This window comes from Nocardioides aquaticus (assembly GCF_018459925.1).
Classification (GTDB): domain Bacteria; phylum Actinomycetota; class Actinomycetes; order Propionibacteriales; family Nocardioidaceae; genus Nocardioides; species Nocardioides aquaticus.
In genome coordinates, this window is sequence record NZ_CP075371.1 from 366,116 (window position 1) to 379,747 (window position 13,632).

General features: G+C 76.8%; 10 protein-coding genes. 6 read left to right on the forward strand and 4 right to left on the reverse strand.

What is annotated here, in order from left to right; translation table 11 throughout:
- Complete coding sequence (locus tag ENKNEFLB_RS01790; RefSeq protein WP_214057637.1) at positions 1–1,515, forward strand: potassium/proton antiporter; 1,515 nt, start codon at positions 1–3, stop codon at positions 1,513–1,515.
- An 85-nt stretch (positions 1,516–1,600) separates the two neighbouring features.
- Here ENKNEFLB_RS01790 and ENKNEFLB_RS01795 read toward each other — a convergent pair whose 3' ends face one another.
- The 4 genes from ENKNEFLB_RS01795 to eccCb form a co-directional block, all read right to left on the reverse strand.
- Positions 1,601–2,095 carry a LytR C-terminal domain-containing protein gene (locus ENKNEFLB_RS01795; protein ID WP_214057638.1) on the reverse strand — a complete coding sequence of 165 codons (495 nt, stop codon included), beginning with the start codon at positions 2,093–2,095 and terminating at the stop codon, positions 1,601–1,603.
- A 3-nt stretch (positions 2,096–2,098) separates the two neighbouring features.
- Positions 2,099–2,395: a type II toxin-antitoxin system VapB family antitoxin gene (locus ENKNEFLB_RS01800; protein WP_214057639.1), complete on the reverse strand. Its 297-nt coding sequence runs from the start codon at positions 2,393–2,395 to the stop codon at positions 2,099–2,101.
- Between the two features lie 130 nt (positions 2,396–2,525).
- Positions 2,526–2,747: a hypothetical protein gene (locus tag ENKNEFLB_RS01805; RefSeq protein WP_214059693.1), complete on the reverse strand. Its 222-nt coding sequence runs from the start codon at positions 2,745–2,747 to the stop codon at positions 2,526–2,528.
- 190 nt (positions 2,748–2,937) lie between these two features.
- Positions 2,938–6,777, reverse strand: a complete 3,840-nt coding sequence (gene eccCb / locus ENKNEFLB_RS01810; protein WP_246535784.1) for a type VII secretion protein EccCb — start codon at positions 6,775–6,777, stop codon at positions 2,938–2,940.
- A 202-nt stretch (positions 6,778–6,979) separates the two neighbouring features.
- On the opposite strand from eccCb, the gene ENKNEFLB_RS01815 reads away from it, so the two are divergent.
- The 5 genes from ENKNEFLB_RS01815 (at position 6,980) to ENKNEFLB_RS01835 (ending at position 13,601) form a co-directional block, all read left to right on the forward strand.
- Positions 6,980–7,300, forward strand: coding sequence for a WXG100 family type VII secretion target (locus ENKNEFLB_RS01815; protein ID WP_214057640.1), 321 nt, complete (start codon positions 6,980–6,982; stop codon positions 7,298–7,300).
- Between the two features lie 76 nt (positions 7,301–7,376).
- Complete coding sequence (locus ENKNEFLB_RS01820) at positions 7,377–7,685, forward strand: WXG100 family type VII secretion target (protein ID WP_160006072.1); 309 nt, start codon at positions 7,377–7,379, stop codon at positions 7,683–7,685.
- A gap of 1 nt (position 7,686) precedes the next feature.
- Positions 7,687–9,060 carry an EsaB/YukD family protein gene (locus ENKNEFLB_RS01825; protein WP_214057641.1) on the forward strand — a complete coding sequence of 458 codons (1,374 nt, stop codon included), beginning with the start codon at positions 7,687–7,689 and terminating at the stop codon, positions 9,058–9,060.
- Positions 9,057–10,214, forward strand: coding sequence for a type VII secretion protein EccB (locus ENKNEFLB_RS01830; RefSeq protein WP_214057642.1), 1,158 nt, complete (start codon positions 9,057–9,059; stop codon positions 10,212–10,214). Before ENKNEFLB_RS01825 ends, ENKNEFLB_RS01830 begins: the two co-directional genes overlap by 4 nt.
- Before the next feature lie 120 nt (positions 10,215–10,334).
- On the forward strand, positions 10,335–13,601 hold the full coding sequence (locus ENKNEFLB_RS01835; protein ID WP_214057643.1) for a M14 family metallopeptidase: 3,267 nt from the start codon (positions 10,335–10,337) through the stop codon (positions 13,599–13,601).
- Positions 13,602–13,632: the final 31 nt, after the last annotated feature.

A 13,632-nucleotide genomic window follows, 5' to 3' on the forward strand; every position in this document is an offset into this window, starting at 1 on the left:
ATGAGCTTCGACGTCGAGCAGCTCGACAGCTTCCTGCTGGTCGGCTCGGCCGTCACGCTCCTGGCCATCCTGGCCGTACGCCTGTCCTCGCGCGCCGGCCTGCCCAGCCTGCTGGTCTACCTCCTGATGGGGGTCGCCCTCGGCGAGTCCGGGCTGGGCATCGGCTTCGAGGACGCCCAGCTCGCCCACGCCCTCGGCTTCGCCGCGCTCGCGCTGATCCTGGCCGAGGGCGGGCTGACCACGAAGTGGGACGAGGTACGTCCCTCGATGCGCCTGGGGCTGTCCCTGGCCACGATCGGCGTCGCGGTCTCGGTGCTGGTCGTCGCCGTCGCGGCCCACTACCTGCTCGGGCTGCCCTGGGAGCTGGCGATCCTGCTGGGGGCCGTCACGTCGCCGACCGACGCCGCCGCGGTCTTCTCGGTGCTGCGCGTCGTGCCGCTGCCGCGCCGTCTGGTCGGCAGCCTCGAGGCGGAGTCGGGCCTCAACGACGCCCCCACGGTCGTCCTGGTCACGCTGATCTCCACCGGCGCGGTGGCCGACCACGGCGTCCCGGTGATCGTGGCCATCGTGCTCGGCGAGCTCGCGCTCGGTCTCGCGGTCGGTCTGGCGGTCGGCTTCGTGGGCGCCTGGTCGCTGCGTCGGGCCGCGCTGCCGTCCTCCGGGCTCTACCCGCTCGCGGTCCTCACGTTCACGCTGCTGGCCTACGGCGCGGCCGCCGCCCTGCACGGCAGCGGCTTCGCGGCCGTCTACGTCGCCGCCCTCGTGCTCGGCAACGCCGAGCTGCCGCACCGCGGCACGACGCGCTCGTTCGCCGAGGGCGTGGCCTGGCTGGCCCAGATCGGGCTCTTCGTGATGCTCGGGCTGCTGCTCTCCCCGGGTCGGATCACCTGGTCCACGGTCGTGATGGCCCTGGTCGCCGGGCTCGTGCTCACGGTGGTCGCCCGGCCGGTCTCCGTGCTGGTCTCCACGGTCGTGCAGCCGATGCCGTGGCGCGAGGTGTCCTTCATGTCGTGGGCCGGGCTGCGCGGGGCGGTGCCGATCGTGCTCGCCACGATCCCGCTCTCGGAGGGGGTGTCGGGGGCCGACGACCTCTTCGACGTGGTCTTCGTCCTGGTCGTGGCCTACACCCTGCTCACGGGCCCGACCCTGCCGCTCGTGGCCCGCTGGCTCGGCGTCACCCGGCCGCTCGAGCCGCGCGACCTCGACGTCGAGGCCGCGCCCCTGGAGCGGGTCGCGGCCGACCTGCTGCAGATCACGATCAGCCCGCGCTCGCGCCTGCACGGCGTCGAGGTCGGTGAGCTGCGGCTGCCGCCCGAGTCCTCCATCTCGATGGTCGTCCGCGACGGCCACACGCTGGTGCCCGACCCGCGCACGGTGCTGCGGCACGGCGACGACCTGCTGGTGGTCTGCCCGCGCCGGCAGCGCGAGCAGACCGAGCGGCGGTTGCGCCAGGTCAGCCAGGGCGGGCGGCTGGCCCAATGGCTCGGTGAGGACGACCGCGACCGGCGTCCGTGAGCGGTCTGCCGCCCGTACGACAGCTCGGCCCCCGGGCCCCCGGGCCCCCGGTCGTCCCCGGCGCCCCGGCCCCGTGCGGCGGGCGTCAGCCCGCGAGGCAGGCGGTGGTGTCCTCGCGGACGCCCACCCTGGCCCGGCCGTCGCTGAGCTCCTCGAAGTTGTCGCCGACGACCACGGTGACGCCCTCGCCGACCGCGTCGCGGCGCACGACATTGACGTTCCCCAGGTAGCTGCGCACCAGACGTACCTCGGGGCTGCGGGGGGAGTCGGTCCAGATCTGGACCCGGGTCACCTCGGTGCCGCTGGGTGCGTTCGTCGACCGGCCCTCGACGAAGCCCTGGTCGACGAGGTCGTTGGTGACCCGGCCGGCCAGGCCGGAGCGGGAGCCGGCGTTGAGCACGGTGACCACGACCTGGTCGGTGGTCACCCGGTCGCCGGCCGCGAGCTCGGTGTCGGTGCACGGGCCGCTGGCCGCCTCGCCGACCGGGGAGGTCAACCTGGTCCAGCCCCAGGCCGCGGCGCCGAGCACCACCGCGAGGAGCACGAGCATGGTCAGGGCGGTGCGCAGACGGGGTCCCACTGGTCAGGCCTCCAGGTGGTGCACGCGGGCGTGGAGCACGTGGCGCTGCTGCAACGCGGCGCGCAGCGCGCGGTGCAGCCCGTCCTCGAGGTACAGCTCGTCGCGCCAGGCGACGACGTGGGCGAAGAGGTCTCCGTAGAAGGTCGAGTCCTCGTCGAGCAGGGTGGCCAGCTGGAGAGTGTCCTTGATCGTCACCAGCTCGTCGAGGCGGACCTGGCGCGGCGGCACCGAGGCCCACGAGCGCGACGTCAGCCCGTGGTCGGGGTAGGGCCTGCCCTCGCCCACCCGCTTGAAGATCACGCGGTGACTATAACCACGGCCGACCCCCCTGCCAGGGCGCTGCGCCCGGGCGCAACAGGACTGTGACCTGCGCGCCGACCCGCGTCCTGGAGGGGCCGTGGGGGGTCCGGCCGGGCCCCCGGGGGGTGGGTCAGGCGGTCCAGCGGACGGCGTCGTCGACCAGGTCGGCGAGCGCGTGCACGCCGCGCAGGTCGTCGCGCTGACCCATCAGGTCGGTCAGGGCCCGGGCGTGGCGGGTGCGGAACCGGGCGCGCTGGTCGATCACGCGCTGGTCGCGGGACTCGGCGGTGTCGTCGTGGGCGACGGCCGGCGCGGCGAGCGGGGTGACGGGCGTGGTGGGCCTGCTGGACATGGTGCCTCCCGGGGTGTGGGGATTCGATCGGGTGGTCGCTGCACGGTGAGCAGCGAGGGCTGGAGCGTCGGTGCGTGTCTGACGATGCCTGCGGTTCGTCGCCGGGATGTTGACTCCGGGTTACGGGCGTGTGGCGGCCCGGGGGTTTCTTGTAACGATCCAACGATGACAGTGCGGGGCGTCGTGCGGGTCACACCTGGGGAGGGTCGGTCCAGGCGGTCTGGACCACGGTGGCCGGCCGTGCCGCCGAGACCAGGCGTGCCCGACCCGGCGGGGCGTACGCCGGTCGCAGCCCGAGCAGGCTGCCCTCCTCCGGGCTCGCCGACAGCAGCAGCCCGGCGCCCCCGAGGTCACGCAGGCCCTGGACCAGCGGGTCGTGCGCGGCGCGGGCCGCGCCGCCGGCGCGTCGGGCGACGACGAGGTGGAGGCCGACGTCGCGCCCCCGGGGCAGCAGCGCGACCAGGGGGTCGAGCGGGGAGCCGGTCCGCGACGCCGGCGCGAGCAGCTCGTGGTCGTCGACGAGCACCCAGACCTCCGCCCCGCGCCACCAGTCGCGGCGCCGCAACGACGCGGGGCCCACGTCGCGCCCGGGCAGGCGGGTGCGCAGGAAGGAGGCGAGGTCCGCGACCGCGGCGCGGGCGTGCTCCTCGTCGCCGGCGTGGTCGAGCAGGTGCGGCCCCGGCAGGGTGCCGAGCAGGGTGCGGCGGGGGTCGAGGACCAGCAGCTGCGCCTCCGCCGGCGTGCGGGTCCGGACCACCTCGAGCGCGAGCGTGCGCAGCACGCCGGTGCGCCCGGACCCGCCGTCGCCGAGGACGAGCAGGTGCGGCTCGGTCGCGGGGTCGAGGCCGACCGGGGCCAGCCGGTCCTCGTCGACCCCGAGCCACAGCCGGTCGGTCCGGGGGCCCGCCGCCCGCCGTACCTCCGTCAACGGGACCCGGGCCGGCAGGAGCCGGAGGGCGGGTGCGCCCGCCCCGGGCCACGCGGCGGTGACGCGGTCGCGCAGCGCCACCTCCGCGGCGTCCCGGGTCGCGGCCCCGACCTCGCGGGCCGAGGCCACCGGCAGCGCGACGAGCAGGCGGTGGCCGCTCGGGCCGAGCCCGTGCCCGGGCCGACCGGTCGGTACCCGCGCGGCGGCGCGGCGGTCGATCTCGGAGTCGAGCGGGTCGCCCAGGCGCAACTCGACCCGGTGTCCGAACAGGTCGCGCGCCGACGCCCTCAGGTCGGCCCACCGGGTCGCCGCCGCCAGGACGTGGAGCCCCAGGCCGGGCCCGCGCGCCGCCAGGGAGGTCACCTCCTGCTCCCACGCGCCGTCGCCGTCGCGCAGCGAGCCCCACCCGTCGACGACGAGCACCAGGCGGGGGCGCGAGGTCGTACGAGCACCCGCGGCCTCGCGCTCGTCCAGGCTGCGACGCAGCTCCCTGAGGAGCCGCCGGACCACCTCGGGCTCGGCGCGGGTGGCCACGGCGGCCACGTGCGGGAGCGCGGACAGCGGCGTCAGCGCACCGCCGCCGAGGTCCAGGACGTGGACGTGGGCGTGCGTCGGGTCGGTGGTCAGCGCCAGTGCGGTCACCGCGGTGCGCAGCAGCGTGCTGGTGCCGCTGCGGGGGCCGCCGACGACCAAGAGGTGGCCCCCGGCGACGGCGAGGTCGACGAGCAGGGGCTCACGGCGCTGCTCGCGCGGGCGGTCCAGCACGCCGAGCGGGACCAGGGCGGGCCCGGCGTCGTCCGGCCGGGCGAGGAGGAGGTCGCCGAGGGCGGGCGGGGCGTCGAGCGGCGGCAGCCAGACCTGGTGCGCGGGCGGGCCGAGCCCGGTCAGCCGGTCCACGACGGACTCGAGCAGCGTGGGCCCGGCCGGGCGCGGCGGTCCCGGACCCGGGTCCGGGGAGGCGGGCGTGGTCGTGGCCGCCGGTCCGCCGGACGGCCCGTCGAAGGGCCCGTCGAACGGCAGGACCACCGGCGCGGGCGCCGTGCGCGGACGCCCGACGGTGACCGGCCCGGAGACGTACGCCCCGGTGAAGCGCACCAGCGTCTCCGGCCCGGTCCGCAGGTAGCCGGCGCCGGGCACGGCGGGCAGCGACGCCGCGTCCGGCACGCCCAGCACCGCGCGTGACTCGGCGGCGCTGAAGGTGCGCAGGCCGACGCGGTAGGACAGGTGCGACTCGAGCCCGCGCAGGCGTCCCTCGTCGAGCCGCTGCGAGGCCAGCAGCAGGTGCACGCCCAGCGAGCGGCCCAGGCGACCGATGGCCCCGAAGAGGTCGACGAAGGCCGGCTCGGCGGTGAGCAGCTCGGAGAACTCGTCGACCACCACGAGGAGCGAGGGCAGCCGGGGCAGCGCGGCCGGGTCGGCGGAGGCGGCACGGGCGACCTCGAGGTCGTGCCGGGAGGTGAAGGGCCCCGTGGCGCGGAGCAGCTCCTGACGCCGCCGGAGCTCCCCGGACAGCGCGTCGCCCATCCGCTCGACGAGCACCGCCTCGTCGGCGAGGTTCGTGATCAGGGCCGAGGTGTGCGGCAGCGCCGCCAGCCCCGTGAACGTCGCGCCGCCCTTGTAGTCGACCAGCACCAGGTTGAGGTCGCCCGGGGAGTGCGTGGCGGCCAGGCCGAGCACGAGGGTGCGCAGCAGCTCGGACTTGCCGGACCCGGTGGCCCCGACCACGAGACCGTGCGGACCGCTGCCGCCGTGCGCGGCCTCCTTGAGGTCGAGGTGGACCGGACGTCCGAGCGGGTCGGTCCCGACCGCCACCCGCAACCGGTCGGTGGCGGCACGGGGCCGCCAGGGGTTCGCTGGAGGGTCGGGCACCGGCAGGCCCAGCGCCGCGAGCACCGGGTCGGGGGCACCGGGGTCGACGGCAGGACCCGACGGTCCGGACCCGTACGGCGCGAGCCGGCGCGCCGCCGCCTCGGCCGCAGCCGGCCCGCACCGGTCCGCCTGCCCCCGCACCTCCGCGGCGTGCCCGCGGACGTACCGGTCCTGGGCCAGGTCCTGGGCCTGGTCCTGGGCCCGGTCCGGGGCGAGGAGGACCCGGTCGTGCGGCGACCCCGGGTCGCGCTCCAGCGGGAGCACCAGGGTGACCCCGGGGACCGGCGCCGGCAGTGCGGCGGGCGGTGTCGTGAGGTCCAGGACCACCAGCACGTGGGGGTCCTGGCCCCCGCCGCGAGCGGAGGCCGCGCGCGCGAGGTCGGCCGCCGGGTCGGCCGAGGCGGTGAGGACGAGCGGGACCGGCCCGGTCGCGTCGCGGGTCCCGGGGTCCGCGGCGTGCGGGAGCCACTTGACCCACTCCCACGCGGCGAGCCGTCCGGGGTCCGCGAGGACCACCACGCGCAGCCGCCCCGGCGGGAGGGCGTGCGTGGCCGAGACCAGCAGGGCGGTGACCACGGACGCGGCGTCGACGCCGACCACGCACAGCCGCGGGGTCGCGACGAGGTCCAGCAGCAGCGGCAGCGCGGGCACGTCGCGGTGGGCCACGAGCAGCCGCCGCAGGGCGTCGCCCGCGACGGGGTCGACGTCGCGCTCCGGCTCGGGCGGGGCGGCCGGGACGAGGTCGGGCTCGCCGCGCCCGCACCCCCAGCGCACCAGGAGCGGCTCCCCGCGCCCGGCGCTCCAACCCGCAGGCCGACGGTCGGCGTGGCCGGCCAGCGGCCCCATCCGCGCGGCCACCTGGGCCGGGTGGGGGTGGGTGGTGTAGGACCGCCGCCGCTGACGCGTGGCGGCTTCCCGCAGCAGGCCGCGCACCTGGGCCAGGTGGCGCAGGTACGCGGTGCGCGCGCCGCGTCGCTGGTGGTCCCGCTGGGCGCGCTGCCGGTCGACCTGGACCGCGACGAACCCCAGCGTGGTGAGCACGAACATCCCGCCCGCGACCATCCGCAGCAGGCCGGACCCGCCGACGGACGTGGAGGTGAGCAGCACCACCGAGCCGACGCTGCCCAGCATCGGCAGCGCGTTCATCGCCACGCCGGCGGCGCCGTCGGCCGGGGCGACCGACGGCGGGGGACGCGGTACGACCTGCTCCTGCTCTCGCACGGTGCTCGCCACCTGGCTCCCTCCACGGGGACCTGCCACCCCGTCGGGCGTGAGCGTAGGACCGGAGCCCGGTCCCGTGCCGGGCTCCTCCACAGGCCCTGGGGACAACGCCGGATCGGGTTTGGGACGGCTCCCGCGGGGTATCCCGACAGTGGGTGCGGCACAGGACCCGCCCATCGACCACGCACGGCGCCCCGCGCCGGGAGGAGCAGACATGTCCGTCGCAGGAGAGATGAGCCAGGGCGAGGGCACCCTCGCCGCCGCAGCCGAGCGGGTCGGTGCGTGCCGCGCCGACTTCGACCGGATGAGTGCCCAGCTCACCGACCAGCTCACCGCCCTCCAGGGCCAGTGGCTCGGCCGCGGGGCCGGGGCGTTCGTCGCGCTGCACCAGACCTGGACCGACCGCCAGCGCGTCGTGGTCTCCGCCCTCGACCGCTTCGACGCCTCCCTGCGGGTCACCCAGCGCGACGTCGTCGGAGCCGACGAGCAGCAGGGCTCGACCTACGCCGCGATGGCCGGCCGGCTCGCCGGTTGAGCCGACCCGACCCACGACCGGCCACGACCGACCCACCACCGACCCGACCCTCACCCACCACAGGCAGGAGCAGCAGATGACCCTCGGAGACGGCACCATCCGCGTCAACCACGCGGCGCTGGACCAGGCGGCCGCCGACCTCGGCCGGCAGGTCCGCCAGATCGACGCCCGGCTGGACCAGCTCGAGAGCGAGCTGGCCCCGCTGCGGGCCGGCTGGACCGGCGAGGCCCGCGAGTCCTACGACACCGCCAAGCGGCAGTGGGACGCGGCGATGCTCGACATGCGCACCGTGCTCGACGAGGCCGGGCGCGCGGTGTCGCAGTCCAACGCCGAGTACGCCGCCCGCGACCGCGCCGGGGCGGCCCGGTTCGACGGCGGCCGCTGAGGTGCATGCCGACCCCCTGCGGGTGACGGTGCTCGTCGGGGGTCGGCGCTCCGACATCGTGGTCCCGGCCGGGCTCCCGGTGGCCGAGCCCCTGCCGGAGCTGGTGGGACGTGACCCCGACGTCGCCAGCCCGGACACCACCCGGCACCTCGCCCTGCCCGGCGGGCGACCGCTGGACCCGGAGGTGACGCTCCAGGACCAGGGGGTCCGCGCGGGAGCCGTGCTCGTCCTCACCTCCGCGGCTCCGCTGCCCCCGGTGCCGGACGACCCGGCGGAAGCGCTCGGGGCCGAGGTCGCCCGCGCCGCGCCCTGGACGGGCCGCCACCGCGACGCCGTGCGGCCGGTGGCCTCGTGCGTGCTCGCGCTCGTGGCGGCCGCCGGGGTCGTGGGCCACCCGGACCCGGCTGCGGGCGGTGCGGTCGGTGCGGGCGGGGCCCTGACGCTGCTGGCCCTCGCGGCCTGGTCGTCGCGGTCGGGGCGGGCCCGGGCGGCGACGACCGCCGTGCTGGCCGTGGTGCTGGCCTGCCTGCTCGCCGCGGCTGCGGCCGCCGCAGTCACGGCCGCAGTCACGGTCGCAGTCACGGCCGCAGCTGCGACCGGTGCGCCCGTGCCGGAGCGGTCCTGGCTGGGTCGGGCGGGCCCGCCCGTCGGCGCCGCCGTCGTGGTCACGGCGCTGGCGGGTGCCGCCGCCCTGACCCGGCGCCGCGGCCTGCTGGTGGCCGCGGCCCTGCCCGGCGCGACGCTGACCGTCCTCGGGATGCTGGCCCGGGGCCCCGCGCCACCGGAGGGCCTGGTCGCCGGAGCGGTCGTCGGGCTGGTCCTGCTCGGCGGCGCCGTGCCCGCAGCGGCGCTCGCCGTGGTCGGGCGGGGCGGTGACCCGCTGGTGGACCCGTACGGGGCCGCCGGGGCCGGGGCCGGGGCCGGGGACCCCGACCGCGGCGACCTGGGCACCGACACCGCCCGCGCGGCCGACCTGCTGGCCGGGACGGCGGGCGGGGTGGGGATCGTGCTGGCCGTCGCCGCGCCGCTGCTCGCCGTCACCGGGCGGTCGGCGGCGGTGCTGGCGGCGGTGCTGGCCGTCCACCTGCTCCTGCGCGCTCGCCGTTCCCACGCGACGCTGCTCGTCGCCGCCGACCTCGGGTGCGGGTCGGTGGCGCTCGCGGGCGTCGTCGGGGTGCTCCTGGCGACCGACCCCGCAGCGCGGGTGGCCTCGGCGCCGGCGCTCGTCCTCGCCGTGCCGGTCGTGCTGCTCCTCGGTCCGGTGACGTCCGTGGGCGCCCGCCGCCTCGGCGACCTGGCGGAGACCGCGACCGCGGTGGCGCTGCTCCCGCTGCTGGCCGTGGTGACCGGCCTCCTCGACCTCGTCGGGGGGTGAGCGTGGTCGCGACCCGCGAGCTCGCCGAGGCGCAGGCGTGGTCGCGGCGCCGCCTGGCCCACGTGCTGGTCGAGGGTCCGACGGCGGCGCGGGGCGAGGAGCCGCGTCGACCCGGGCGCGCGGTCCTCGGCGGGGCGCTGCTGGCCGTGCTGCTCGTGGGCGGCAGCGCGGTGCTCGGACTGGCCCGGGGCGTCGGCGCCGCCCCGGCGACCGTCGAGGCGCCCGACCTGGGCGTGGGGGTGGCGGTCGCGGCGGAGACCGGTGCCGCCTACGTCGTCCTCGACGACGTCGGTGAGGACGACGGAGGGACGGGGGAGGGCCTGGTCGCGCGGGCGGTGCTCAACCCCGTCTCCGCCCGCCTGCTCCTCCCGGCCGGTGGCGAGGCCGGTGCGGTCGCGCCGCAGACCGCCCCGGCGGCCGAGCTCGCCGCCCTGGCGGCGCGGGCCCCGGGTCCGGCGGTGGGCATCCCCGACGCGCCCGCGGTCGTCCCGGGCCCGACGGACCTGGCGACCACCGCCTGGACGGCCTGTCCGGACGCGTCCGCCCCTGTCCTCGCGGACCGGCCGCCCGAGCCGCTGGGGGCCGCGACGGCCGTGCTGGTCACCGCCGGCACCGCGTCCTGGCTGCTCGTCGACGCCGGCGACGGGGTCCGTCGCTACCTGCTCCCGACCGACCCCGGTGCGGCCGAGACGACCCTCGCCGCCCTCGGTGCGCCGCCGCTGGCGACCGCGACGCCGGTGCCGTCGGCCTGGCTCGGGCTGGTGCCGACCGGGACCGCCGCCACGCTGCCGCCGCTGGCCGTCCGCGGGGGGCCCACCTGCCTGCTGCTCGAGCCGGGTGTCCCCGGGCGCCGCCCCGACGTCCCGCCGACCGCCCCGGTCACCCGGCTGGCCGCGCAGCCCTCCGGCGCCTCCGCCGTCACGAGGCCCGGTGCCGGCGCGCTGGTCACGACCACCGAGCGGCCGCGGGCGCGGTGGTTCGTCGACGACCGGGGGCGCGCCCTGCCGGTCCTCGGAGCCGGGGCCCGCGCCCGCCTGGGCTGGGAAGGGGTCGTGCCGGTCGTGGTGCCGCCGACGTGGCTCGGCCTCCTGGCACCCGGCCCAGAGCTGTCGGTGCGGGCGGCCGCCCGCACCGTCGACCGACCCGGCTCGTAAATGTTGCGTTACGGAACGGTGCAGGACCGCCGTCGTCGGGCACCCTGACCACTCCTGGGTCCCTCTCCCCTCTGCCTGGGGGGTGCCCCACCTCCCCACCACGACGAAACGAGTCCCTCAGTGAGAAGAACACGCGCCCTCGTCGGCGTGACCGGGGTGGCGCTCGCCGCCACCTCGGCGCTGGTCAGCACCGGCACCACCGCCTCCGCGGAACCCTCCGGACCCGGGGCCGTCAGCCCCGCCGACCCGTCCGCCGCGACCGGCGGCGGCCGTGGCGCGGGCACCGCGACGCGGGTGGAGGAGCCGACCCGTGCCCAGGTGGCGCAGAAGGCGGCCGAGTCGGCCGTCGCCGGCGACCCGATCGCCATGCCGACCTCCTACCCGTACCAGCCCCGGCTGCGGTTCTACCGCGACAACGCCGACGACGCCGCCGCGACGGCCGAGCTGATCACGCACCCGCGGATCGCGCCGCGGCTGACCGAGCTCATGCAGCGCAGCGACCGGGTCTCGGTCCAGGTGGTCGGACAGTCCACCGAGGGACGCGACCTCTACCTGGTGACGCTGACGGCGCCGGAGACCGCCGAGGAGACCGCGCGGCAGACCGCGTGGAAGACCCAGATGAAGGCCGACCCCGAGGCAGCGGCGGCCGATCCCGCGCTGCTGCGCGACTACAAGACCCCGATCTGGATCAGCAACAACATCCACGGCAACGAGTGGGAGGGCACCGACGCGGCGATGGACTACATCGAGCACCTCGCCACCGCGCCGCTGAGCGAGGTCGGCGGGATCCTGGCCAACAACCGGATCTACTTCTCGCCCTCGCTGAACCCCGACGGCCGGACGAACGCCACGCGGGCCACCGCGCTCGGGCTCGACCCGAACCGGGACATGATCACCAACTCCACCCCGGAGACACGCTCGTTCATCCGCCAGGCGCAGGCCATCCAGCCGATCTACGCCGCCGACTTCCACGGCTACACCAACGTCCTGCAGATGGAGCCCTGCGGCCCGCCGCACGGCTCCAACTACGAGTACGACCTGACGATGCCGCACAACTACGCGCTGGCGCTGAAGGTGGAGAAGGACGTCGTCGCGGCCGACATCCCGGGCAACACCTACTACGACACCGCCACCGGCGCGGTCGTGCCGGCCAACACCGGGCCCGACACCGCCCACATCAAGATCCCCTACCGCGACACCCCCGACGGCTGGGACGACTTCCCGCCGATCTTCACCGCGCAGTACGCCGCGTTCTTCGGCGCCGCCTCGGCGACCGTCGAGCTGCCGCTGACGCGGGGTGCGGCCGGTGGGCGCCAGACGCCCGAGCGGGCCGTGGTGAACACCGACGTGGCCTACCAGACGATGGAGAGCATCGTCGGCTACATGAACGTCGGCACCACCGCGCGCGACATGATCTCGAACCAGATCGAGACCTTCCGCCGCGGCGCGGCCGGCGAGGCCAAGGACAACCTGACCACCGAGGACGTCGCGGCGGTGCCGGGACCGAGCCAGTGGAAGCCGCTCTGGGACGTCGTCGACGACCAGGACCCGATCGAGGTGCCCCGCGCCTACGTCATCCCCGTCGGCGAGGGGCAGCGCTCCGAGAGCGACGCCGACCGGCTCGTCGACCAGCTGCTGACCCACGACGTCGAGGTCGGCACGCTGACGTCCGCGACGACGGTGGACGGCACGGACTACCCGGCCGGCTCGTACGTCGTCGACATGCACCAGCCGCTGCGCGGGCTGGCCAACTCGCTGCTCGACCTCGGGGAGGACATCTCCGAGAAGGTGCCCTCGATGTACGACATCTCCGCCTGGAGCTACTCCTACACGTGGGGCGCGACGGTCGACAAGGTCGGTCTGACCGAGGACCCGGCGCCGATCGGTGACGTCGAGCCGATCGACGCGGTGCCGGGCGGCTCGAGCGTCCCGGACGAGGCGACCTACACGACCTTCGACGTCGCGGGCGTGGCCGACCACCGGCTGCTGAACGAGGTCCTGGAGGAGGACGTGCCCGTGGTCATGCTCGAGGACGGCTCCGTCGTGGTCGACGTCTCCGGCTTCGACGTCGCCGCGGCCGCGGCCGAGGACCTCGGGATCACCCTCGAGGCCGCGTCCGACGAGGACCTCGAGGCCCTCTCGGCGGAGACAACGAAGCCGCTCAGCGACCTGACCGTCGGCTACGTCGGCACCCAGGACGACCGTCTCTCGCTGACCGAGCTCGGCTTCGACGACCTCGTCGCGCTGAGCGTCACCAGCCTCAACGCCGATCCCACGCTGCTCGACGGCGTCGACGTCCTCTGGGTCGGCGGGACGTTCAACCCCGCGGTGGGCTCCGCGGCCGAGGGCGCCGTGGAGGCGTTCGTGGCCGACGGCGGGTCCGTCACCGGGCGGGACGCCTCGAACGGTGTCTTCACCTTCGCCAAGCGGATCGGCCTGCTCGACGGGACCGTGACCCCCGGCAACCGGTCGGGCAACGGCATCGTGGACGTGGACACGCCGGAGGGCTCGGTGCTCGCGCCGTACGCCCAGGACTCGGCGTTCATCTACCCGGCGTTCTCCTACGCCGCGCTGGGTGGGAGCACGACGGCGGCGCAGACCTACGGTGCCGACCCGCTGCTCGCGGGCCACTGGCGGGCCACGGACGCCACCAACGGCCCGGCCGGCGCGGCCGGCGCGGCCTCGGCCGTGTCCGCGGTCGACGAGGAGACGGGGTCGCGCACCTTCGTCTTCGGCACCTCGCCGCTCTTCCGCACGCACCCCAAGGGCGGTCTGTCGCAGGTCGCGCGTGCCCTGCAGTGGGCCGGGCCCGAGGGGGCGCCGGTCGTGGCCCCCGGTGACAGCAGCGTGGTCATCGCCCCGGTCGAGCGCGTGGTCTACCCGGGCGACGCCACCGTCGAGGTGACCACGGCCGGGGACGACGAGACCCCGGCGGACGGCACCGTCGAGCTCCTGGTCGGCGACGAGGTCGTCGCCTCCGGCCCGACCACCGACGGGGCGGCCAGCCTGACCGTCGCGGGCCTGACCCCGGGCACCACCTCGGTCGTCGCGCGGTTCATCCCGGCCGCCGGCTCGCCGGCGGTGCTCAGCGCCCCGGCCGACGTCCGCGTGGCCAGGGCGGTCTCGGAGCTGGACCTCGAGGCCACCAAGGCGGTGGGCAAGCGCGCCCGCCTGGTCCTCGACCTGGAGGTTCCCGCGGTCCCCACCACGGGACGGGTCGTGCTGCGCGACAACGGCGCGCTGCTGCGCACCGTCCGCGTCACCGCCGGTGAGCCGACGGTCCTGCGGGTCGCGCTCGGCCGCGGGCGGCACGTGGTCAAGGCCCGCTTCGCGGGCACGGACCTGGTCCGGGGCAGCGCCGACCGGGACCGGGTGCGGATCGGCTGACCGCACCCCGCCCCAGCCGCACGCGCCGGGC

Coding starts and splice junctions, on each gene's coding strand:
- ENKNEFLB_RS01790 (WP_214057637.1), top strand. CDS start 1: ATGAGCTTCGACGTCGAGCAGCTCGACAGCTTCCTGCTGGTCGGCTCG.
- ENKNEFLB_RS01805 (WP_214059693.1), bottom strand. CDS start 2,747: ATGTCCAGCAGGCCCACCACGCCCGTCACCCCGCTCGCCGCGCCGGCC.
- ENKNEFLB_RS01815 (WP_214057640.1), top strand. CDS start 6,980: ATGTCCGTCGCAGGAGAGATGAGCCAGGGCGAGGGCACCCTCGCCGCC.
- ENKNEFLB_RS01820 (WP_160006072.1), top strand. CDS start 7,377: ATGACCCTCGGAGACGGCACCATCCGCGTCAACCACGCGGCGCTGGAC.